At 45.4% G+C, this 22,963-nt stretch carries 25 protein-coding genes; 13 read left to right on the top strand and 12 right to left on the bottom strand.

Annotated features, from left to right (window positions below; genetic code table 11):
* Window positions 1-31: 31 nt before the first annotated feature.
* Complete coding sequence (locus tag L1076_RS04685; protein ID WP_237303248.1) at window positions 32-1,390, top strand: diguanylate cyclase; 1,359 nt, start codon at window positions 32-34, stop codon at window positions 1,388-1,390.
* Between the two features lie 372 nt (window positions 1,391-1,762).
* Here the strand turns inward: L1076_RS04685 and L1076_RS04680 are convergent, their stop codons facing one another.
* Complete coding sequence (locus tag L1076_RS04680; protein WP_080774276.1) at window positions 1,763-3,319, bottom strand: DUF3612 domain-containing protein; 1,557 nt, start codon at window positions 3,317-3,319, stop codon at window positions 1,763-1,765.
* A 174-nt stretch (window positions 3,320-3,493) separates the two neighbouring features.
* On the opposite strand from L1076_RS04680, the gene L1076_RS04675 reads away from it, so the two are divergent.
* Complete coding sequence (locus L1076_RS04675; RefSeq protein WP_038868558.1) at window positions 3,494-4,072, top strand: malate synthase; 579 nt, start codon at window positions 3,494-3,496, stop codon at window positions 4,070-4,072.
* Window positions 4,073-4,175: 103 nt separating this feature from the next.
* Here L1076_RS04675 and L1076_RS04670 read toward each other — a convergent pair whose 3' ends face one another.
* Window positions 4,176-5,189: a GGDEF domain-containing protein gene (locus L1076_RS04670; RefSeq protein ID WP_038868575.1), complete on the bottom strand. Its 1,014-nt coding sequence runs from the start codon at window positions 5,187-5,189 to the stop codon at window positions 4,176-4,178.
* 298 nt (window positions 5,190-5,487) lie between these two features.
* On the opposite strand from L1076_RS04670, the gene L1076_RS04665 reads away from it, so the two are divergent.
* The 3 genes from L1076_RS04665 to L1076_RS04655 are packed head-to-tail and all read left to right on the top strand — an operon-like array spanning window position 5,488 to window position 9,091.
* Complete coding sequence (locus L1076_RS04665) at window positions 5,488-6,840, top strand: DASH family cryptochrome (protein ID WP_237303247.1); 1,353 nt, start codon at window positions 5,488-5,490, stop codon at window positions 6,838-6,840.
* Window positions 6,840-8,384, top strand: a complete 1,545-nt coding sequence (locus tag L1076_RS04660; protein ID WP_237303246.1) for a cryptochrome/photolyase family protein — start codon at window positions 6,840-6,842, stop codon at window positions 8,382-8,384. Before L1076_RS04665 ends, L1076_RS04660 begins: the two co-directional genes overlap by 1 nt.
* Window positions 8,384-9,091: an SDR family oxidoreductase gene (locus L1076_RS04655; RefSeq protein ID WP_237303245.1), complete on the top strand. Its 708-nt coding sequence runs from the start codon at window positions 8,384-8,386 to the stop codon at window positions 9,089-9,091. Before L1076_RS04660 ends, L1076_RS04655 begins: the two co-directional genes overlap by 1 nt.
* Window positions 9,092-9,123: 32 nt before the next feature.
* On the opposite strand, the gene L1076_RS04650 is transcribed toward L1076_RS04655, so the two are convergent.
* Together L1076_RS04650 and msrB are read right to left on the bottom strand one after the other, a co-directional pair.
* Complete coding sequence (locus L1076_RS04650) at window positions 9,124-9,270, bottom strand: DUF2256 domain-containing protein (protein ID WP_005374142.1); 147 nt, start codon at window positions 9,268-9,270, stop codon at window positions 9,124-9,126.
* Window positions 9,271-9,307: 37 nt separating this feature from the next.
* Entirely contained in the window at window positions 9,308-10,450 is a 1,143-nt protein-coding gene (gene msrB, locus L1076_RS04645; RefSeq protein WP_237303244.1) for a peptide-methionine (R)-S-oxide reductase MsrB, read from the bottom strand.
* A 185-nt stretch (window positions 10,451-10,635) separates the two neighbouring features.
* Here msrB and L1076_RS04640 point away from each other — a divergent pair, with 185 nt between their 5' ends.
* The 3 genes from L1076_RS04640 (at window position 10,636) to L1076_RS04630 (ending at window position 12,089) form a co-directional block, all read left to right on the top strand.
* Complete coding sequence (locus L1076_RS04640) at window positions 10,636-11,034, top strand: OsmC family protein (RefSeq protein ID WP_005530136.1); 399 nt, start codon at window positions 10,636-10,638, stop codon at window positions 11,032-11,034.
* Window positions 11,035-11,145: 111 nt separating this feature from the next.
* Entirely contained in the window at window positions 11,146-11,700 is a 555-nt protein-coding gene (locus L1076_RS04635) for a sugar O-acetyltransferase (protein WP_063345038.1), read from the top strand.
* A 149-nt stretch (window positions 11,701-11,849) separates the two neighbouring features.
* Entirely contained in the window at window positions 11,850-12,089 is a 240-nt protein-coding gene (locus L1076_RS04630) for a hypothetical protein (RefSeq protein WP_237303243.1), read from the top strand.
* A gap of 61 nt (window positions 12,090-12,150) precedes the next feature.
* Here L1076_RS04630 and L1076_RS04625 read toward each other — a convergent pair whose 3' ends face one another.
* Both L1076_RS04625 and L1076_RS04620 read right to left on the bottom strand, forming a co-directional pair.
* Window positions 12,151-12,333, bottom strand: a complete 183-nt coding sequence (locus tag L1076_RS04625; RefSeq protein WP_005445428.1) for a hypothetical protein — start codon at window positions 12,331-12,333, stop codon at window positions 12,151-12,153.
* Window positions 12,334-12,464: 131 nt separating this feature from the next.
* A complete protein-coding gene (locus L1076_RS04620) occupies window positions 12,465-13,373 on the bottom strand; it encodes a LysR family transcriptional regulator (protein WP_042599946.1) in 909 nt (302 codons plus the stop codon).
* 137 nt (window positions 13,374-13,510) lie between these two features.
* Between L1076_RS04620 and yjjG the strand changes: the two genes are divergently transcribed.
* A complete protein-coding gene (yjjG, locus tag L1076_RS04615; RefSeq protein ID WP_005438169.1) occupies window positions 13,511-14,185 on the top strand; it encodes a pyrimidine 5'-nucleotidase in 675 nt (224 codons plus the stop codon).
* Window positions 14,186-14,275: 90 nt separating this feature from the next.
* Here yjjG and L1076_RS04610 read toward each other — a convergent pair whose 3' ends face one another.
* A complete protein-coding gene (locus L1076_RS04610; RefSeq protein WP_039976029.1) occupies window positions 14,276-14,767 on the bottom strand; it encodes a hypothetical protein in 492 nt (163 codons plus the stop codon).
* 259 nt (window positions 14,768-15,026) lie between these two features.
* Here L1076_RS04610 and L1076_RS04605 point away from each other — a divergent pair, with 259 nt between their 5' ends.
* Entirely contained in the window at window positions 15,027-15,566 is a 540-nt protein-coding gene (locus tag L1076_RS04605) for an NUDIX hydrolase (RefSeq protein WP_005442329.1), read from the top strand.
* 137 nt (window positions 15,567-15,703) lie between these two features.
* On the opposite strand, the gene L1076_RS04600 is transcribed toward L1076_RS04605, so the two are convergent.
* The 3 genes from L1076_RS04600 to L1076_RS04590 are packed head-to-tail and all read right to left on the bottom strand — an operon-like array spanning window position 15,704 to window position 16,839.
* Window positions 15,704-16,126, bottom strand: a complete 423-nt coding sequence (locus tag L1076_RS04600) for a hypothetical protein (protein ID WP_237303242.1) — start codon at window positions 16,124-16,126, stop codon at window positions 15,704-15,706.
* A gap of 35 nt (window positions 16,127-16,161) precedes the next feature.
* On the bottom strand, window positions 16,162-16,482 hold the full coding sequence (locus L1076_RS04595; protein ID WP_045409502.1) for a DUF4377 domain-containing protein: 321 nt from the start codon (window positions 16,480-16,482) through the stop codon (window positions 16,162-16,164).
* Between the two features lie 18 nt (window positions 16,483-16,500).
* A complete protein-coding gene (locus L1076_RS04590) occupies window positions 16,501-16,839 on the bottom strand; it encodes a hypothetical protein (RefSeq protein ID WP_237303241.1) in 339 nt (112 codons plus the stop codon).
* A gap of 182 nt (window positions 16,840-17,021) precedes the next feature.
* Here L1076_RS04590 and L1076_RS04585 point away from each other — a divergent pair, with 182 nt between their 5' ends.
* A complete protein-coding gene (locus L1076_RS04585; RefSeq protein ID WP_039976025.1) occupies window positions 17,022-17,525 on the top strand; it encodes a hypothetical protein in 504 nt (167 codons plus the stop codon).
* Here the strand turns inward: L1076_RS04585 and L1076_RS04580 are convergent.
* Together L1076_RS04580 and L1076_RS04575 are read right to left on the bottom strand one after the other, a co-directional pair.
* Window positions 17,522-18,373: a DUF3626 domain-containing protein gene (locus tag L1076_RS04580; RefSeq protein ID WP_343231841.1), complete on the bottom strand. Its 852-nt coding sequence runs from the start codon at window positions 18,371-18,373 to the stop codon at window positions 17,522-17,524. The genes L1076_RS04585 and L1076_RS04580 overlap by 4 nt on opposite strands.
* A 127-nt stretch (window positions 18,374-18,500) precedes the next feature.
* Window positions 18,501-19,760 (bottom strand): SGNH/GDSL hydrolase family protein, encoded by a 1,260-nt coding sequence (locus tag L1076_RS04575; protein WP_102848055.1) that lies wholly within the window; start codon window positions 19,758-19,760, stop codon window positions 18,501-18,503.
* A gap of 433 nt (window positions 19,761-20,193) precedes the next feature.
* Between L1076_RS04575 and L1076_RS04570 the strand changes: the two genes are divergently transcribed.
* The gene (locus L1076_RS04570; protein WP_237303239.1) at window positions 20,194-22,569 is read left to right on the top strand and encodes a S8 family serine peptidase; all 2,376 of its coding nucleotides are present in this window, start codon (window positions 20,194-20,196) and stop codon (window positions 22,567-22,569) included.
* 9 nt (window positions 22,570-22,578) lie between these two features.
* Entirely contained in the window at window positions 22,579-22,941 is a 363-nt protein-coding gene (locus L1076_RS04565; protein ID WP_237303238.1) for an ATPase, read from the top strand.
* Window positions 22,942-22,963 lie beyond the last annotated feature (22 nt).

Genomic DNA, 22,963 nt, shown 5'->3' with positions numbered 1-22,963 from the left:
GTTGTAGTCAGGACGAGATAGTGAGGAACAAATGCGCTATTCACCCAGAAAGCAGGGCTATTTTGCATTGTTCTTTCTCACTTTTTTTGCCTTGTGTATTGGGGTAATTGAGCTGTTACATCGGAACCAGCAAAGCCTCTACCAAGAGCGAGTTCAAGTTGAGGCCAAAGAACAACTTTCTATTCTCCGTTCCAATTTGGAAGCGGAACTTATGGCTGATATCTATAAAGCCAGCACCCTTGCCACACTCATTACTTTGCTGCCTAAAGATGAGGAGCGCAAGCTTAATCTTGCAGCCAATCGAATCCTAAACAAAAGCAAGCACATCACAGTGATTGGCATGGCAGAAAACGACGTGGTCAGCCATATCTTTCCCTTAAAAGGGAATGAAGCCGTGGTTGGCTTGGATTATCGGACTGTGCCAGAACAATGGGTACAAGTTCAAAAAGCTAAGGAAATTGAAGAAATCTTTATCGCTGGCCCTATCGAGCTAGTGCAAGGTGGGAAAGGGTTGATTGTGCGTGTCCCTGTCTTTCGTGATCCACCGATAAACAATGATTATTGGGGCGTGATCAGTACCGTCATCGACTTTGACGGTTTGCTGAGAGATACGGGGGTTATCGAGTTTTCATATCGTTATTACATGACGATTCGTGGCTATGATAGTGGTGGCGAACTTGGCGATGTTTTCTTTGGTCAAACAAGCGAAAACGGCCAAGTGTATGCCAAAGAGCAAGTGCATTTCCCTTATGGCGGTTGGAGTATTACGGTCTATGCCAACGGAGAGTTGGAAAAACAAGTGTCTTGGCACCGACTTCATATTGCACGACTCGTCGGTTATCCCATTGTACTAGCGATGAGCATCGCATTGATAGTGATTTATCGCTTGTACATTGTGGCAGATAGCCGTGCGCTGCATGACGAGCTGACTCAGTTGCCAAATCGACGTTACTTTATGCAGTCGTACAAGCATCAGTTTGAAATCGCAAAGCGTTATAAAAAACGTTATTGCTTCGCTCTTGTGAACATCGATTTAGATCATTTCAAGCACATCAATGACACTCATGGACATGATGCTGGAGACAAAGTACTTGTTGCCTGTGCAGAGCGAATCAAAAGCAGCTTGCGTCGCTCTGATATTGTCGCACGTATGGGCGGGGACGAGTTTTTGGTAGTGGTCCATAACCCGAAAACAGAAGAAAATATCCAAACACTTTTGAAAAAGTTAAGAACGGCATTGTGCTCCACACCAGTTATCTATGACGGAGAACTGATTTATCTGCGCACTAGCATGGGTTACGCGATGTTTGATCCTGTCATGACATCGCCAGAACAAATGATGAAAATTGCAGATGAGCGGATGTATCAGCAAAAGCATTATGGCGGTTAATACTTAAACGTTGATAGTGCTTTAAGCGCAGTCAGTGTCTTCCCGCTTTTGACTGATTTTCATTTTAAAGGGGTGTACTCATCAACGAGCCTATTGCTGATAAAGGGATTAGTAGCAATGCGATCTGTAGCATATTTTGCAGTTCTTTGCATTTTGCAAATGCGATTTGCAAAATGTGTGCTCAATAAATCATCAATATGCATCAAGATCGAAGAAAAAATGGTGTTTTAAAAGTTGGCACGCATCGTGCTTTATACAGATTGACCCTTATTAAGCCGAGGGTCACCTAGCCAACTGACGTTGTTAGTGAATACACATTGTTCACAAGTATATACCGCCAATCACCTTTATTGTGATTGGCGTTTTTTCTTTCTATAGGTCAAGAACTTGCACCTCGTCTCCAGTATCTCCTGAATCACCACACTTGTTATAGCAACTCGGTTGTCTTGGACATACCGCGCCTCTTGAACAAATCAATCTTGCTTGAGTTTGAATTCCTCGTTCAATCCAATTGATATTGAGGATCTTAGCTATCGTCGTCAGATCCTTTTTGATGTGCTGTGGAATCACCGTGCTGCCCCCTGAAGAGACACACAGCGATTTTAGCTCTTCTGCAATTGCAATCGCATCCCCACCCTGTGCAGAAATAGCCGGGTTGAGGTCTATGCCAGCACAAAGCACGCGATTGTTTCCTGCTGGATCAAATACATTGACTGATTCACAACAGTAGATGCGTGGTTCATTACCAACATTGAGAATCGAGATCTGTGCTGAGCTGGTATCTAGCGGCTGTGACAGACGACGGAAGACTGCCCAGTGTTGACAAGGGTCATTCACTTTGCGCATGTTCCCCCAAGGGAGTGGAATACCATTACCACGATAAACCGCTTTGAGCTTACCTGGTCCATAAGCATCAAAGTAATGCCAATGTGGGTACGGCGATACCACCGTCATGCGGCGCATTGCGACAGAAGGGGAGACGCCCGCTTTTTTGTGAACATCGATTTCATAACCTGAGCGATCGAGTAATTGGCGAAATGGCACTTTTGGACAGAGTAATGCACCGGCAAAGAAACTCGACTCAAAATCGCGCCATGCCTGGAGGATATCTTGAGAGTTTAGCTCTGAGTTCGACACCGGGCTGTCTGTCTGTTCCCAATTGTTCTGGTGACCAATAGAGAGCACATTGCTCATACCATCACTGCTGTGTAGCACCCTGTGACCAATATACACAGCCAAGTCGTACTTTAAGCGAGTGGGGTAATCACGCATTCGTTTATTCAGGTAAATCGTGCCAGGGGCTTCCATAAAAGAAGTCACGAGTTGTTTGGCGCTGACCCCCAGTTCATCAACCACATCTTGAGGGGCGCGATCAATCCAACGAATGTCCAATCCCAAGCTTTTGGCAATGTCGATTAAGTCTTCAACCGATAGATTCAAACGTTTTAAGCCGACTTCTTCTGCCGCTCTTTCTAAGTCTGGAAAGTGGTTTTGATGATTTTCTTGGTGAGCACGAATCAAAAGATGAGCAAACTGACGCCCTGTGATCCCCGTTTGGGAGAGCATCTCTGGTATCGCGATTTGCAGGATATCGTTAGAGAACAAGAAGCTGGGTTCGAGCGCCATCCCGTTAATGCCGCCACGGTTGCCTTTATTGGGCGTGATGGCTTCGAGCTCTGGCTCATCGTCCAAAAACCAAGCGGGTTCTTTTTGGAAAACTTCGGCGATCACTTCCAACATATCGATGCTCGGTACGCGTTTTCCACGTTCGATCATCGATAGGTAAGAAACGGAAGGCGCGTACTCTGGATTTATCCTTACACAACGCGCAGACAAATCCTCCATCGTTAAATGGTTGTTTTTCCTTAGGTTGCGAATTTTCGTACCCAAGAAATGAGATTGGCGGATAAGACTTTTTGACACAGACATTTTGTAAAATTCACATTGTAAAATTTTTGTTGTGAAATTGTAGTCAATATTTCGCTAGTCTACATACTGAGCAGGCAAGGAAATTAACCATCAACTTCACAAATTTGCCTGAAACTTAAACAGAGGTTTTAAGTTTTTACTCTAGGAAGAGTGTTTAAGTGAGAGGAAACGACGATGAATATGCTGAACTTCGATAAAAAAGACATCCAAGAACAACAACGACCAATTATCGCTGAAGCCGTATTTGCCGTCGAGGCGGTAAGTGCTGAGCAGCAAAGCGAAAAGCAAATTAAGGCGAAGCAACTACTAGACCGAATGTTTCCACTAGAGAATGGATCACACCAAGATGTATCCAGTTACGTTATCGACTACCGACATGTAATGGCTTACTTCAAAGACGGTACGCACAGTGGCCTTAAAAGTCCAAAGCACTTCGTAGCGTACACTGGTGAGAAAGAAGATCCGAAATCGATTCTGTTTAAAGACGAATCTGGAAGCCACGCTGAAGTGCTGTTTGGTTGTCACAAAGGCACAGGTTGTGTTGAGTTGATGGACATCGACGATATCCAATTGGAGACACGCACCACCTTTAGCCCTGAACTAACCGGCAATGCACCAACAGCCATGCGTCATTGGATCAGCTTGATCAAAGGCGACAAAAAAGGCAAACCAATGGCGTGCAGTGAAGATAAAGAATTTACCGCGAAAAACGGTGAAGATTACTTCTTAAGTTACTGCTACAGCATTGACTGATGCTTTAAGAAGCGAAAAAAATAACGATCCAGCCCAAGAAAGCAAAACCCCAAGCACGTGCTTGGGGTTTTGTTTGAGTGTTTTATTTACCGGGAAATCAGTCTTACAGCGGCATGACACGGTTGCGGCCGAGTTGCTTTGCTTCATAAAGTTGTTTGTCGGCTTTGTTGACCAAGCTTTCTGGCGTGTCGCCGATTTCAAATTCCGCAACTCCAAACGAGGCAGTAATACTGTGCACTTGGCTACCTGAGCGTTTGTCGCGGACACGCAGCTTCTCAATCATTCGTCTCAACGTATCCGCGTATTGACGAGAGATTCTCAATGATTTGTTTGGCACAATCACCGCAAACTCTTCGCCACCAAAACGGTAGGCACTGATGCCATCTCGACAGCTTTGTTGTAAGCGACGCGCAATCGCTTTGATCACCGTATCACCGAATAAGTGACCATAATTGTCGTTAAATGCTTTGAAATGGTCGATATCAAGCATAATCAGTGTCATTGCCTGTTTGCTGTCAATCAGCATACGTAGGTCGTTATCGAAGGCACGACGATTATACAGCTTGGAGAGGCCGTCAAATAAGGCGTCTTTCTGTACTTCAGCAAGCTGATTTTTGAGACGAGAAATTTCTTCGCTCGCATTGGTCAGTTGGCTGTTGAGAAACTTGGTTGAATGGCGAATTTCACGAGACTCAACAACAAGCTGTCGTACAACATTCATGACTTCTTCAATGCTGAGGCTGCTGTCTTCGACTTTCTCTAGCTTATTAAAGCTTTTGTCGACCATGTCAGAAAAGGAGGACGTATCAGTGATGGTGTCTGTCATAGAGCTGGAGACCTCACCCAACAGCACTTCTACGTTGGTTTTAAGATCTTCTATGCTGGTCTCTGCTTTGCTTGCTACATAGTTGTTGTAGAGCAGTTTGTGCATAGCAGGAGGGCATACGTCGTAATTTTCCAGAACCATATCCATTTCTTGGTTCAACTCTGGAATGGTCTTATCTACGTAGGTATACCAAAGCGCGTAGTTGGCTGGTGTTGCCGCTACGTGGTTTTTGATCATTAAGGGCACCGCTTTTTTTAAATTAGCGGTCGATTTTTTAAATTCGTCGGTCATTTCTGCGGTGTTACAAGCAAAATGCAATTGGGCTAAGGGTAACGGATATAAAACAATATCGCTTTAATTTTTGTCATTTTTGTACGGTTTTTTTAAAAAACTTGAGCGAATAATCAAACGGTTTCATGAATTCTTACTTAATCTTTCATAACTTATAAATTTATCCATAACATTTTGTTTACTAAAGAAGTTTGTTTGATGAAGATTTCAGCAATCTAAATGATGCGATGATCGTGACCAATGGTGATGCGTAAAACTTGGCATGCACATAACAGAATAGAGTAGTAAGGAGCGTCACTTGAACAAGACTATAGGATTGTATTGGTTTACCAACGATTTGAGATTGCATGACAATCCGCTCCTGCTCCGAACCTCTGCTGAGGTCGAAGAGCTCATTTGTATATACTGCTATCCAAAAATGTCGTCCTACCTAAAGCAATACGCACAAACTCCGGAATTTGGGTCCGCCAAACAACAGTTTTTGGACGAGTCACTGCATTGCCTCAGCTTGTCGTTGAATGCACTTAATCAACGTCTACAGGTCGTTGACTTACCTCCGTACCAAGCAATCAAATATGTTACTGACAAGCTTGATGTGACCCATCTCTTTGTAGATGCGGTCTCTGGATCAGATGAGCAAGATGTGGTCGATAAGATTCAAGCACAAGCGCCGCATTTGGCTGTTGTCCAATGTGAAGATCGCAGCTTGTTCTGTGTCGAAGATTTACCGTTTGAGCTTGAGGCGCTTCCAGACACCTTCACCAAGTTCCGAAAAAAGGTTGAGAAACTCGCTCTAGCTGAACCTGTAGAAGCAGTAACAACGTTGCCTACGCTGCCAGACGAACTCGCACTGCCGACGTTGAGTTTGACCCGCGATGTCCAGCCAAGCCTGTTTACCGGCGGTGAGCGAGCAGGGCTTGAACATTGTCGTCAGTATTTTGCTTCAACACTAGCAAGCGAATATAAACAAACGCGTAACGGTTTAGATGGCATGGATTACTCCACCAAGTTCTCTCCTTGGTTAGCTCATGGGTGTCTTTCTCCGAAAACCATTTATGCCATGTTGAAACGTTATGAAGCCGCGAATGGCGCAAATGATTCAACCTATTGGATTTACTTCGAACTGCTTTGGCGTGAATACTTTTATTGGTATGCCCGTCGATACAAGCGGCAGCTCTTCCGATTCGGTGGCATCCAAAATCAAGCACCACTCACCAGCTTTTACGCGCACCGTTTTCAACAATGGAAGAAAGGTGAAACGCCATTTCCTATCGTGAACGCGTGTATGCATCAGCTTAATGAAACCGGTTATATGTCGAATCGTGGTAGACAGTTAGTCGCCAGCTGTTTAGTGCATGAGCTTGGCCTTGATTGGCGTTATGGCGCGGCGTACTTTGAGTCACAACTGGTCGATTACGATGTGGCATCAAACTGGGGAAATTGGCAATACCTAGCGGGTGTCGGTGCGGATCCGAGTGGTTCACGACAATTCAACCTCGAAAAGCAAACCGAAATGTACGATCCGCACATGGAGTTCATCGATAGGTGGCAAGGTCGTTGCGCTGGCGCGCATTTGGATAGTGTAGACATGGTCGATTGGCCGATTGTGATGGGCAGCAGTGACAAAGCTTCGTCATCGGAGAAACCGTAATGCAATTTGAAACCGTACGATTGATCTTGGGCGATCAACTCAACAGTGAGCACTCTTGGTTTCAGCAACCGGATGAGCAAGTGCTTTACCTGATTGCGGAGCTCAAGCAAGAGAATACTTACGTCACGCACCATATTCAGAAAGTTTGTGCGTTCTTTTCTGCAATGGAACAGTTTGCGAAAGAGCGTCAGAGCGAGGGGCATCAAGTTTTGCACCTCACGTTGGATGACACACAATCCTTCGACGATCTTGAGCAAGTCTTGCAACACTACGTGAGCGAGGTTGGTGCAAGCAAGTTTGAATATCAGCGCCCCGATGAATACCGTTTACTAGAGCAGTTAGCCAAACTAAAGCTTGATGGGGTTGTGACGCGTTGTGTCGATTCGGAACACTTTTTGTTGCCGTTTGAAGAAATAGAATCACAGTTTCCTCAAGGCAAACACATTATGATGGAGCACTTCTACCGCCGGATGCGAAAGCGCTTCGACATCTTAATGCAAGACGGAAAACCCGTCGGCGGAAAATGGAATTACGATGCCAACAACCGTAATAAGCTCAAAGCCAAAGACATTGAACAACTGCCACAACCTTTGATGTTCAGTACCGACGTCCGCGGCATTCTTGAGCGGTTGGCAGAACATGACATCAAAACCATCGGAAATCTCGAAGGGGACTTGTTGTGGCCGATTAATCGCGCGCAAAGCTTGTCTTTACTCGCGCATTTCTGCCAAGTCTGTCTACCGTTGTTCGGCCGTTTTCAAGACGCCATGACAGGCCAGCACGATGCTAAGTGGAGCTTGTATCACAGCCGTATTTCATTCTCGCTTAACAGCAAATTGCTGCACCCGAGAGAAGTCATTGATGCTTCACTCAAGGCATTTCACTCCAACGCAGATATCGACATTTCTCAAGTCGAAGGGTTTATTCGCCAAATATTGGGATGGCGAGAATACATCCGAGGCGTCTACTGGGCGAATATGCCTCACTACCAGAAAAAGAACGAGTTGGGTGCAGAAAGAAAACTGCCAGACTTCTTTTGGAATGGTGAAACCAAAATGGCCTGTATGCGCAATGCGATTGGTCAGTCCCTCGATTACGCCTACGCACACCACATCCAACGCTTGATGGTCACTGGCAATTTTTGTTTGCTAACCGAAATCGACCCAGACCAAGTGGATGAGTGGTATCTCGGTATCTATGTTGATGCGATTGAATGGGTCGAAATGCCTAACACACGCGGCATGGCATTGTTTGCGGATGGCGGCATTGTTGGCACCAAACCTTACGCGGCGAGTGGTTCTTACATCAACAAAATGAGCGATTACTGTAAGGGCTGCCATTACGACAATAAGGCGAGGTGCGGGGAAAGATCGTGTCCGTTTAACAGCTTGTATTGGCGCTTTATGAACAAGCACGACAAGCGTCTCGCAACCAATCCACGAATCGGGATGATTTTTCGTTCTTGGGACAATATGGAAGAAGAAAAGCGGAATGCGATATTACAAACCGCAGAGCATTATATGAAAAACTTGGAGAGCTTGTGATGGACATCCTGATTGTTGGTGGCAACGGTGGCATTGGTTTGGCGATGGTACAAGAAGCCGCAGTTCGGTTCCCTCAAGCTCGTGTGCATGCCACTTATCGTAAGCTGCAACCAGATTGGCAACACCCAAATGTAATTTGGTATCAAGTGGATGTATCGCAAGACGAGCAGGTAAAAGCGTTCAGCGAGCAGATTGAACACGTCGATTGGTTGGTGAACTGCGTTGGTATGTTGCACACCCAAGAGAAAGGCCCTGAGAAGAATCTTAATTCGCTCGACGCAGACTTTTTTCAGCAAACCATCACGGTTAATACTTTGCCAAGTTTGCTGTTGGCGAAATACTTCACGCCCAAACTAAAACGCAGTACTGCACCTAAATTTGCGACCATTTCGGCCAAAGTTGGCAGCATTAGCGATAACCAGCTCGGTGGTTGGTACAGCTATCGTGCATCGAAAGCCGCATTAAACATGTTCCTCAAAACCATGTCGATCGAATGGCAAAGAATGGTCAAACATGGCACGGTGCTGTCACTTCATCCAGGTACTACGGATACTGCTTTGTCGGCACCTTTTCAAACCAATGTGCCAGAGGGAAAGCTGTTTACACCAGAGCGAGTCGCAAAGGATTTATTAGGCTTGATAGAAAAAGCGACCCCGCAAGATAGCGGGGCATTTTGGGTTTATGATGGCACGTTATTGCCTTGGTAAGAGAACGCGAATCCAAAGAGGGTCGGAGTGACCTACGTTTTCGTTGATTTATTTCTTCGGCAACGCTCAGAACAATAAACGATTTCCTCCCAATTTCGCGCCCACTTTTTTCTCCAAGAAAATGGGCGCTGACAGACCGGACAGACTTTCATGGGAAGGTTGGATTTAAAACCTTTCATTGCGCTGAATGTTCACTCCTAATTTGGTTAAAACTAGCTACTTATCAAATAGGTACAGATAATCGCCGTAGCCTAAACTCGCCATCTTGTTCGCTGGTACAAACTCCATTGCGGCTGAGTTCATGCAATAACGTAATCCTGTTGGCTTAGGACCATCTTTAAATACATGGCCAATATGCGAATCACCAAACTTACTGCGGATCTCTGTGCGTGGATAAACCAGTTTAAAGTCGGTTTTCTCTACGATGTAGCCTGGGTTAATTGGTCTGGTAAAGCTTGGCCAACCTGTACCCGATTTGTACTTATCCGTTGACGAGAACAATGGCTCACCAGTGACGATATCAACGTAAATTCCTGCTTCTTTGTTGTCCCAATACTTGTTGTTGAAAGGGCGCTCTGTACCTTCTTCTTGTGTCACGTAGTATTGAAGCTCAGTCAATTTAGCTTTGATTTCTTTGTCTGAAGGTTTCTCGTATACCTTCACTTTCGTCACCAACTCTTTTTCGTTGATAAGTTCACGCAGTGTTTTTGGGTTGTCTTTACGATCTTCACCAAACACTTCGTCGAGGTACTTATCGCGACCTGATGCGTAGCGGTAGTATTTGTACTTCAGGCTACTCTTCTTGTAGTAATCCTGATGGTACGACTCCGCAGGGTAGAACTTTTCAAACTCGATCAGTTCTGTTTTCAACGGTTTTGGATAGATCATCGCCTTGTCGATTTCCATAATAAACTGCTCAGCTATCTGCTTTTGCTCCGCATTATGATAGAAGATCGCCGGGCGATATTGAGGACCACGGTCGACGAATGAGCCTTTGTCGTCAGTCGGGTCGATATGGCGGAAGAAGTAGTCCAGCACTTGTTCGTAGTTCACGACAGCAGGATCGTACTTCACCTCAATCACTTCAATATGGCCTGATTTACCAGAAGAGACTTGTCGATAAGTTGGGTTTTCTAAATCACCACCTGAGTAACCAGAGACAACGTCTAACACGCCGGGCAATCGTTCTAAATCTGATTCCGTACACCAGAAGCAGCCACCTGCAAGTGTTGCGATGTCAGTTTTACCAGATGCGTTCATCTTATCCATGGTATCAGCCGTACCTGTTTTACTTAGCAAGATGAACAGTACAGGGAGTGTGAATGAGAATCCCACCAATAGCTTAGATACTTTCTTCATAACTTCCTCAAACGTCATTTTTCTCAATGAATGTTACGTAAGAAGACAGAAGTAAGAGCGAAAAAATTGCAGTGATTACGAAAAATTCTTTGCCCTTTCTCACAACAGGGCTACAGTAACGGCACGAAACAAGCGCTCATTGGTAGAAGGTTTCCGATGAGGCAAAAGCAATAATGAGGGAAACCATGCAAGCAGAAGTAAAATGGGTCGAAGACTTTAAATTCCTCGGTCAATCTCAATCTGGTCACTCAGTCGTGATGGATGGCAATGGCGGTGCAACGGCACCAAGCCCAATGGAAATGGTATTGATGGCTGCTGGTGGTTGTAGCTCTGTGGACGTTGTTGATGGTCTAAAAACAGCAGGTCAGAAAGTGGCTTCTGTCAACGCGAAACTCACCACGGAACGCCGTGAAACGGCTCCACGTATCTTCACTCAGGTGAACATTCACTTTGAAGTCTCTGGTGAAGCACTGGACCCAGAAATCGTAGCTAAAGTAGCGGCGGACTCATTAGAAAAATACTGCTCAGTATGTCTGATGTTGGGCGAAGGCGTTGAGATGACTCACAGCTGGGAAATCGTATAACCCCGACGTGATACAACGACAAAATAGGAAAGAGAAAAGCCCGTGCTTTTCTCTTTTTTTATTCCTCTTTTACGCTAATCTATCGTGGTCAAAAGTTGTAGGAATGATCCAGTGACCGAATTAGAAAAAATGATGTCTGGCCAAGTGTTTAACGGTACAGACGAAGAGATCGAAGCGATCCGTACTCACGCAACTCATGCGTTGAAGGCCTTCAATAACAATACCGATGAATCTCAACGTGATGCTTTGCAAAAGGATCTGTTTGGTAAAGTTGGGATGAGTATGATCCGAGCTCCATTCCATTGTGAGTTTGGTAAGACGATTGAAATCGGTGAAGAGACCTTCATCAATATGAATGTCGTCATGCTTGATGGGGCCAAAATCACCATTGGTAGCCACGTACTTATCGGCCCTAGTGTGCAACTTTACACGGCATCACATTCGTTGGATTACCGTAGCCGACTTAAGTGGGAAACGTTTTGTAAACCAATCACCATTGAAGATAGTGTTTGGATTGGTGGCAACTCGGTGATCAACCAAGGGGTAACCATTGGTGCTCGCTCAGTCATTGCCGCTAACTCAGTGGTAAACAGCGATGTTCCACCAGATTGTCTATATGGCGGTACGCCTGCCAAATTGATTCGTCGCTTAAACGAGGACGAGTAATCACACATACTCACGGCGCTTATTCCCATAATCAATAAGCGCTTGTTTACATATCGGTTTCATTAATTTATAAATCTCAAGTGCTTATATCGAAAGCTATGACGTTTTTAACGAGAATGAATTCACCCGTTTGAAGCTTAGGGGTTGATATGTCAAATAAGACGGAAGTTATTATGTGTCCTTCGTGTGGTGTGGAAACGCATCATGTCGTGGTGTTGGTCAGAAAGAAAAGTGCTTTTGAGGGAGATAAGAATCGCAGTAAGAAGGAGTTCATTTCTGGCTTTCTAAAAAGCACAGTATTTGGTGCTTTCCTTGCTTCTATGGATGACTTCTCTCGTCATCTGATCTGCGAAAACTGCGGAAATAAAATCATTCAAGATTGCGCATAGTAAATCTCCTACTAATCAAAAAAATGAGCTCGGGTGTAGAGCTCATTTTTATCGATGTTTTTTAAGAATGGAAGATCACTTGCTCGTCTTCTGTCATTACAAGCGTCGCTTTGTTTTGCTCGATAAGCTGAGCTGCGTAAGAGGGCGTTACGGCTTGAATCTCGCCTTTTGCTTTTAGCGTCAGCGATTCCCACGCTTGGTCACGATATTTACCCGCTTGGGTGTATTGAATCAGTACTTTCATAGCTTCACACTCCGGTGTGGTTGACGTGCTACTTAAGTTAGCGCTCCAATACTGGTTGCGCACCTGTTAAAAATGAAACATTAGATTAACCAAATGTTATTGCATCAAATGTGATGGAGCATTAGAACCTATCAATAGCGATCCCAGTACGGTGTATCGGTGCCGAGCTTTTCGCTGATGAAGTCAATAAACACACGTACTTTCAATGGCATGTGTTTGCGTTCTGGAAACACTGCATAGATGGCATGCTCAGGAAGGGAGAACTCTTCCATTAGCGGTTTTAAGTTGCCGGCTGCAAAGTCTTTCGCGGCGATGAAAGTCGGTAATTGGGCGATGCCAGAGCCTCTTAATAGCAATTGGCGAATTGCTTCGCTGTTGTTGACCACAAAGTTGCCCTTCGGCAGCACCTTATATTCGTTACCGCTGTTGATAAACATCCACTCGACCCCGCCTCGGAAATACGAATAACGCAAACAGTTGTGTGTCACCAAATCGCTTGGTTTGGTTGGTACGCCAAACTCTTCTAAGTATTCTGGAGAGGCGCACAGCACGCTTTTACATGGAGCAAGACGCTTAGCTATAAGGTTAGAAGTCGCAAGTTCGCCAATACGAATTCCGAGGTCAAAACCTTGTTCAACTAAATCCACCATGGCGTCTTCTAGCTGTAAGTCGACCTCAATTTTCGGGTAACGTGCAAGAAATTCGCTGATAAGTGGTGCAACGTGTAAAACGCCAAAAGACATCGGTGCGGTGATTTTGAGCCGACCTTGGGGGGAGCCTTGCAGCTCAGAAACGGCATCGACACCTTGTTGAGCTAAGTTGACTGCCTGTGAAGCGTACTCGAAGTATCGACGTCCAGCTTCGGTTAGGCTGAGCTTTCTTGTGGTGCGATTAAGCAAGCGAATACCGAGGTCATCTTCGAGTTGATTGATGCGTTTACTGATCGCCGATTTGGTGAGGTTTAACTGCTTGGCGGCAAGGGAAAAGCTGCCGCATTCGACGACAGCGACAAATACTGGCAGTGACGCAATGGCATTCACGGCGTGCTCCTAGGTTATTGGGGTTATCTATTGTTGAGAAAAACGATACAATCATTTTCCGATTATAGAGATTATCTTCAAGAAGAAAACAATTAGACTATGCGGCAGAAAACGACCTGGATATTGGAAAGAAGAAAATGAAATACGATTGGATCTTGTTTGACGCTGACGAAACCTTGTTTCACTTTGATGCCTTCAAAGGTTTACAGCTGATGTTTTCTCGCAAAGGCGTAGATTTCACCGAGCAAGATTTTGCCCACTACCAAACAGTCAACAAGCCACTTTGGGTAGATTACCAAGATGGCAAAGTGACGGCAGATGAGCTCAAGCACAAACGCTTTACTGAATGGGCGGAAAAGCTCAACACCACTACAGCGGATCTCAACAGCGCATTCCTAGAAGCAATGGCAGACATCTGTACTTTGTTGCCGGGTGCGAAAGAGTTGATGGAAGCGCTGCAAGGTAAAGCGAAGATGGGCATCATCACCAATGGTTTTACTGAACTGCAAGCGATTCGCCTAGAGCGTACAGGTATGAGCGATTACTTCGAGCACGTGGTGATTTCTGAGCAAGTTGGTATTGCTAAGCCGGATCTGGGTATCTTTGAATACGCGATGACGCAAATGGGCAACCCATGTAAGACGCGCGTCTTGATGGTGGGTGACAACCTGCATTCCGATATCTTGGGCGGTAACAACTTTGGCATTGAAACGTGTTGGTTGAACACCACAGGTGCGAGTGTGGATGAGCGTATTGCACCAAGCTATACGGTGGAATCATTGAACGAGCTTAAGAGCATCCTCGTCGCTTAAGCTTAAGTGAACAAGCAAACGAAAAAAGCGCTGATTTCTCAGCGCTTTTTGTTTCTATCGATGCTGTTTTGTATTCATCGATTTTGCATATTAGCTAGCGTTAGTTTCCGCCAATTCACGTTGTGCTTGTTGTTCTTTCTCACCAAGTTTGAAGTAAATCTTACCGACGATGACTTCTGAAATCAGGATGGTAAACACCACCGCAAAGAAGGCGACGACACCGTTCCAAGGACCACTAAAGTCAACCTTGTCACCGAACAGAATGTTAATGGCTTCTAGCATCACGAACTTCGAACCGACCAAGATAACGTAAGTCGAGATACCACGGTAAATCTTAGGTGCCGTACCCGGCTTCGATTTAAAGTACTCTGCGATTTTGTGTTCCGCTTTGATAGACAGCTTCAAGAGCAACTGAAGCAGCAATGCCGCGGCGAAAGAAATCGTAAATGAATCAATGGTTACGAAATCCCAATATTCGTCATAGAAGTTCAGTACCGTAAGGTCTACCAATACCGCCAAGGTATAACCAACAAACAGACGTTGTGGAGTGTTGAAACCGTAGACTTTATCCGATGCGCTCATAAGAACCCTCAATCAATAATGAACAAGTTTGCAAAGCCATGCCTTGCGTCGATGGGTTAACTATATGAGTTCCTCGAATTGAAAACTTGCCATTTCGCGCCATCCTAATCATTGCGATGAATGATTGTTTTGATTGGATATATTGAATACCAATAAGCGCGTTGATTTTGAAAACCGTCTACAAACTGACACGCAAACAGCGTTAGAATGGCTTCTAATCCAATAACTAATTTCGAAGAATCAAGCAGTAAGGACTCTCATGGCAGACATCAAGCAGCTCGACAGCAAAGTGGTGTATCAAAACAAATGGATGACGGTACGTGAAGATAAAATCCAACGCCCTAGTGGAGCAGAGGGCATCTACGGTGTGGTCGACAAGCCAGACTGTGCAGCGATTCTGGCGATCGATAAGGGTGTGATTCACTTAGTACAGCAGTTTCGTTACACCGTAGGGCAACGTTGTTGGGAAATCCCACAAGGTGCTTGGGAATCCAATCCAGATGCGGATCATCTTGAGCTAGCAAAAGGTGAGCTTCGAGAAGAGACGGGTATGCAAGCCAATAAGATGGAGTACGTTGGTGCGCAGTTCATCGCCTATGGGTTCTTAAACCAGACTTGCCATGTGTATTTCGCGAGTGAGTTGTCTGAAGTAGGCAATCAGCTAGACAGTGAAGAAGAAGACTTGATCACACGCTCTTTCTCAGTCGAAGCGTTCGAGCAAATGATGATAGATGGTGAAATCAAAGACTGCGTGACTATCGCGGCTTATGGTTTGGCGAAATTGAAAGGCTTGGTGTAAGCAAAACAAAGCTTTTAAGTTACCTAAGGTGGTTAACTAAAAGGCTCGCAATGAGCCTTTTGGTGGTTAATATTGAGATGACTTAGCGCCGCTTTTTGTTGCCTCAGATGATTATCGCCACAGATGCTGGCGTGATGCTACTCACCGCCACCATCCCCACCGCCGTCTCCTCCAAAGTCTCCTCCATCTGCATCGAAATCATCCGAATCGGTAGCGGGCTGTTGTTTGTGGCTGTCTTGAATTTCTGCGTAAGTCAGTAAGGCACCGACGCTCACCAGATCCGTCGCTTGGTCAAACAAAGCAAGTGAGACTTCTGATTGAAATTCAGCATGTTCCCCTAGCTCTTGGCTTAGGCCCATCGGCACGTAAGCGGCTTGGCTAATCAACATGCCGTATGCGATCAGGGCAAAGGCATCATCTGTCTTACCATTTTCTTTCAGCGCCCAATCGATCTCTTCCTTCGAGTAATCTGCTTTCTCACCATACTTGAGTGCTAATTTTGGCGTGATGTCCTTTGCGACCTCGCGAATTTGGCGGTTTCGTTTCCAACTTCCAAACATAAAACTTCCTTTTCTATGGGTGGTGAATGTTATGGCTATCGCTTCTCTAACACTTCAATCAGCTCATATCGATACAAGCTCGCATCGGCTGGTGCATTCTCTGGGGTAAATCGCTGAGTGCGTTTGATTTTTAACGTGTACTCGGAACCTGATTCAAATTCAAAACCGTCGATTTGATCATAGAAGTAGTTACCATCGACCACCATGCATTTCATTGGCCCGACGCCCACACAATCCACCAGTTCTGAACCTACATTAACGGTCATGATTTTTGCGGTGTCATCGGATTCGTGTTGAGCACAGCCAAATAGCGCTGCAGCCATCATAGGCAACACAACATAGCGTTTTAGATTCATTCTTTGCTCCTTAAAGGGTTACCAAGTCATCATAGCAAGATTGACGAAAAGTGATGGTAAACCCGCGATAAAAAAGATAAACCCAAGCTGATAGTTTTTGCTTGTGTCTGTCTCGAAATGCTGACGGTCGACCATTGAGTGCACTTTATCCGTGAATTCATCATCGAGGAGCGAATGACGAGAATACATACCGCCCTCCCAAGTCAGTTTTGCTAATACCCAGATGACGACGAGGACAAAAAACAAAAAGTCACTCAATTGGGTCGATTGAAATTGAGGCACAAAGTGAGAAAGTCCAAGTACGATCACTGCCGCGACCGCATTTATCAGTACGACTATTTGTAATAATCTAAGCAAACTGATCCCTAGTTATCATTGTTTTATGAAGCAATACATTGACATGATTTATAAAATCTGTCGCTTTGTATTCTTGTTTTAGAGGGTGTAAATCACAAGCAAAAACGATTAAAAAGATGACCTTGAACTTTGCGTTAAGGTCTTTATAGTATTCCATTCACATATCTTGGCGGAGCAGTAACGTGAAATTATTGGCAGATAAAACGGGCGAGCAATTTTTGCAAATTTTAGATGAGCAAGCTGACGCGTTAACGGTGCAATTTATCTCCAACGAAGGCGAGCCAAAAGGACAACCATTCAAAGACTCTCTCAAAGGGCTGAAGCTAGCTGGGTGGTCTCATCGCACGACATCCACTGCGATTGGTTTATCGCGTTTTAAAAAGGGATATCTTGAAGATGCGCATGTAAGTTTTGCGCTGCATCGTTTGTATCCTTTGGGACGCAAAATAAAACTGCCAAGCGGCGAGATTGTGCAAATCGCCAGTTACGCCAATACCCATGCAGACGGCTATTACATGTTTGTTCGTCGTGATGATGAGCAAGAGTTGGTGCGTATGAAAATGTCACCAGATTGGCTGTTAATGCCATCAGAGAAGTTACTTGCTCTGCCGTATTATCCGCGTCCTCGTACTCAACAAGAGCTGAATGTGATCGATGATTTCGACAAATGGGCTGGTGGCTTTTAATCCCCAGTCTGTCGATAATCAAACCCAAATCGCGCTAAGTAGTGCCAGACTTTTTTCAAATCTTGCTCGTCAAACGCTTTTGCTTTTACTGCTTCACCAATAATGCGTGGCGTTAGCATGCCATTTTCTGCAACCTGATTTGCGATGTCTAAAATGGCTTGTCCTCGATAATCTGGATAAAGATTGATGTCTTCTATTGAGACACAAAAACCACTGTGCCAACGAATTTCAACTGGTAACTCACGAGCGTAACCTTCTACCTCAGTGCCTTTAAATGAAGGATCGAGCACCAAGACTTGAATATCTTCCTCTAAGCGCAAATCGCCGTGGATTTGAGTTTCGATATAGGCGTCCAACCTGTCTGGCGCTTGTGCGTTTAACTCATCCAACAAGGGTTGAATGCGTTCAATGGTGGCAAAGTGCTCTGGCTCGAAGAAGCTATCTGGATAACAGAATGTTGCTCGTTTGCTGATCTCTGGTATCAATAAGAAGTAGCTCGAACCAAATCTTGGTGAAGCGCCAACTTCTGAACCTGAGAAGTTTAACGCGCCATACTTTGGGCGTTGATTTGGTTGGCTATTGTCGTAAACACTATCAAACACGCGTTGCTCCCAACGCCAACGCTCCCCACCTTCGTAAGCCGTCAGTCCGCCATTGCTTGTACCTGTTTCAAATTGGGATTTGAGCTTGCCATCTTGGGCTATTGCTTTAAGCAGCGGTTCGCCCTTAGAAGTGGTTCGATCGGGATGAAAGTTGATGGTCACTGCGAAAGGATGTGACTGCGGTACTCCTGCGGATTTTGAGCGAATCACATTAAGAGCGCGTTGAGTAAATGGATGATCGAGCACGACATTGACCTCTGGTTTTTCTTTCAACTTACCGAGTTCAGCCTGCTAATTCAATCTCAGACTATGAATGTAAAGAGACATTTAGAGGACAGAACCTCTCAACATTTGAGAGGTTCTAATAGACCGCTTAGAAAGGGTGGTTTGATAGCTGATCACTGCTTTCTAACATCTTCTCTGCTACGTAGTGATGCGTGGCCGTGGTTGGGTGAGTCACATCCCAGAATACAAACTTGTCTGAGCCCGAAGAGGCACACTCAGAACGTAGCGAATGTTTGTACAAGTAGTCTGCTGCCGATGAGCGATTGATGTCTTGGCAGGCTTGGCTTGCATTTACAAACCCATGTTGCTCAGGGTTTGCTGTTAGGCCTTCAAACAGTGCATGAGTATCGTGCAATGTGATGTTTAAACCTTGCGCTGAGTAGTAATCAGCTTGTGCTTTGATAAATTCGTTCATCTCAAGAATTTTTGCTCGAATAGTTGCGATCTCTTCTTGAGTGGAATACTTAAACTGAGGCGCATACGTGGCATCGGGTAGCGTCATCAGGAGAAAGTTTTCTGCGCCTGCATCCGTCAGCTTGATCAAAGCTTCAGCGTAGTCTGATTTTACCTCTGGAACGCTGCGGTTATAGTTCATAAAATCATTCAAACCGAATTCAAGGGTAAATAAGGTATTGGCTGGTTTATAGTTTTTTGCCAGTTTCGCATACGCTAAGTAAGAGGAAACTTGTTCACCCACTCCTGTCAGAGCGATGTATTGGTTTTCACCCGCAGCGCCACCTACAGCCCAGTTGTAGAGCGGTAGGTTCTTGGCTTGAGCAATGTACTCTGTCCATACAAACCCGTTAGAGAAATGCCCTAAGAACCAGCTATTTGGATTCGGGAAGCGCCATTGTGATGCGTTAAAGATGTTGCCCGTGTCCGATAAGCTATCGCCCAACGCGACCACTTTGTTGATCTGATCTGGCTGCATTACAGGATCGTTACTCCAGATCGAATGATTGTATGACCAACGATTATCAGCGGCAAAGAAAGTGATATCGGCGTTTTCATTCGCTAGATCGAGCGTTTCTTCACAACGTTGTTTGATAACATTTTGTGGCGTATCGGTATAGAACATGTTTTTGAATGAGAGTGCGTTCCACCAATAACCGTTAATAGTGAAGTAGCTGCCATCTGGGTTTTCTGCCCATTCCCAATCAGTTGCTGGATCATCGTGTGAATAACTAGTTCGATACCAGCAGCGAACGTATGTGTAAGTTTGCTTGTCTTGTGTGCTTCTTACTTGTGAAGCACTGATCATCTCCGGAGACAGTGTTGATTCAGCAGCGTGAGCAAGATTGAGTGGTAGTAATAATGCACTAAGTAACGTAATGGTTTTGTTCATGATTCACTCTCTATAATGATTATCGTCATGATTTAGATGAGAAGTTATCTCATCAACTCTCCTCATTCTGGGTAAATACGCTATTCAGTCAAATATCTAATTATTCAAATTGTCAATTTTGGTACCGCAATCGTATTTCAATAGATTTGGTAAATAGAATAATTTTATAAAATCTAGAATAATTACTCACTAACATTAATTTAACATGCACTTTTCTTGTTAATAAGTAATTGCTTTATAAGTAAATTGGTTGATTTTGAATGTTCACTATTTCTGTTTATTAAATGATCTTTTATTAACAATTATGTATTCATAAAATGAATTGTTTGGATTTTTTAACAAATAATCTATAGCTGAATAACTCATGTTAATGAGGTTTTAATGACTTTTCATGAGCATAAAGTGAATAAAAACAGCTCAAAAAGGAATAGAGCAAATGCATCACACAACAACTAAATTAAATGGCTTGTTTTCATTGTCTGCCGTTGCAGTGGCACTGACATTTTCGATGTCAGCGCATGCGGCTCCTCTGACGGGGTTCGACGAATCTAACTTGCCGACTAAATACATCGTCAAATTTAAAGAAGATACGTCCAGTCCTTCAGCATTAGGTGGAAACTCATTCTGGGGGCCACGCATCGCGCAAGAGTCGGTTTTAGATCAGCTCAAAGCGCGTAAAGTGGAAAAGCTAGGAAACCGCGCAATCTACAGTGTGGAGATGGAAGACTCGGAACTGGGGCAACTGCGCAACCGCAGTGATGTGGAATACGTGGAGATTGACCCACCGCGTTATCTGTTAAGTGAGACTATCCCATGGGGCTACGAGGCGGTTAACGCTCAGCTTCTGGATGACTCAAATGCAGGTAATCGCACCGTGTGTATCATCGACTCGGGTTACGATTTGGCGCACAACGATCTGAGTGGCAACCGAGTGTCGGGTACAAACGATAGCGGTACAGGCTCTTGGAGTGTTCCGGGAAATAACAACGCCCACGGTACACACGTAGCGGGTACGATTGCTGCGATTGCCAACACGGAAGGCATCAAAGGCGTTATGCCAAACCAAAATGTGAATTTGCATATCGTTAAGGTGTTCAATGAAGCGGGTTGGGGTTACTCATCTAGCTTGGTGAAAGCGGTACAAACTTGTGCTGACAACGGCGCGAACGTGGTCAACATGAGTCTTGGTGGTAGCCAATCGAGTGTGACGGAGAAAAACGCGTTGCAAACCATTTACGACCAAGGCGTGCTGCTGATTGCTGCTGCGGGTAACGATGGTAATACTGCGCACAGCTACCCAGCGTCTTACGACTCAGTTATGTCCGTTGCGGCGGTGGATGATAAGCGTGATCACGCGGCGTTCTCTCAAGCGACAGACCAAGTTGAAATTGCAGGTCCGGGTGTCGCGATTCTGTCTACGGTGACCGTGGGCGAGGGTAAGCTTTCAGACATTCGCTTGAACGGTGTTAGCCAGTTCGATCGTGGCATCGTTCCTCACAACCGCTTGATCCAATCGGGTGGCAGTTACGGTCCTGATCCAGTAGCCGGCTCTATCACGGCGACACTAGCAAGCTGTGACGTATCTGGTAGCAGCTTCAGCTGTGGCGATATGTCGGGCAAGATCTGTTTGACTGAGCGTGTGGGCAACCAATCATCAGGCAACTACCCAGAAATCGATGCAGTTCAAGCGTGTTACAACGCAGGCGCAAGTGCGGCGATTGTGTACAGTAACTCTGAGCTTCCGGGTTTGCAGAATCCTTTCCTTGTCGATCAAAACAACGCGGCGCGTATTGTGTCAGTAACAGTTGATCGCGCTTTTGGTCAGGAGCTGTTGGGCTATGTTGGTCAAGACATCACTGTATCGACCACCAAGGGTGAAGACTACGAGTACTACAACGGTACTTCGATGGCGACGCCGCATGTAACGGGTGTTGCGGGTTTGGTTTGGAGCTACCATCCAACCTGTACCGCAGAGCAAGTACGTAACGCACTGATCAAGACAGCTACGGACATCGACGTAACGGGTCGTGATAACCGTACTGGTCACGGTCTGGTGAATGCCGATGCGGCGAAGCAATACCTAGATGCAGGCTGTAACGGTCCTGATGGCGGCGGCTCTGGTAGCGACAATGTTCTAGAAAATGGTGTGGCGAAAACACAGCTTTCTGGCGGCAGTAAATCAAGCAAAGTATTTGTGTTTGACGTCCCTGCAGACGCAACGCAAGCGACATTCAACATGAGTGGCGGCTCTGGTGATGCTGACCTTTATGTACGCTTTAATGGCACACCAAGCAGCAGCACTTACGACTGTCGTTCATGGGCGAGCGGTAATGGTGAAAGCTGTAGCTTGAACGTATCTGGCGCAGGACAATATGAAGTATTGGTTTACGGCTACAGCGCGTACTCTGGTGTTTCTCTTGTCGCGACGCATAACGGTTCGGGTGATTCATCTGGTGGCGGCTCTACACCTTCTAGCTACACCAACTCGGATGCGGTAGCGATTCCTGATAACAAAGCGTCTGGCGTTGTAAGCTCATTAGATGTGGCTCGCTCTGGCGATGCAGGTTCAGTGACTATCGACTTGGATATCACTCACACCTACATTGGTGATCTTTATGTCACATTAACGTCGCCAGATGGTGGTCAAGTGGTACTGCACGACAACGCGGGCGGCAGTGCGAACGACATTAAAACCAGTTTCCAAGCGGATTTCTCTGGTTTTGAATCACAAGGCACATGGGAACTTAAAGCGGTGGACAATGCCAGAAGAGACACGGGCACCATCAACAGTTGGACTCTGACCTTTCAATAAGGAGTGACTATGAAGAAGTTGACCTTACTTTCACTGTCTGCGGTAGGCGCTACCGCACTATTGGCAATCGGACTGAGCTCAAGCAGCTTGGCAAACAATCAAGGATTTCCTCTCGTGGATGAACGCCAAGATCAAGCCGAGCAGCAACCTGCACGTTACTTTGTTAAGTATCATGAAGGAAAGGAGAGCGAAGTGAGAGCGCTTCTTCGTCAGCACAACATTGAAGTCGTCGACGCTCTGGTGAAACAACACGTGTTGGTTGTGGTGGGTGAACAGGCGGAAGTCGAGAAGCTCGCGGATCACGATGCGGTCGAATACACCGAGCAAGAGCCGACAAGAAAGCTGCTATCTAACGGAAGTACGCATCAATAAGCCAAACTTGCTTAAGATAGTG

Origin of the sequence: Vibrio sp. MMG023 (assembly GCF_021654215.1) — a bacterium.
Taxonomy (GTDB): Bacteria; Pseudomonadota; Gammaproteobacteria; order Enterobacterales; family Vibrionaceae; genus Vibrio; species Vibrio jasicida.
This window is presented reverse-complemented; position numbering and strand designations above follow the sequence as displayed.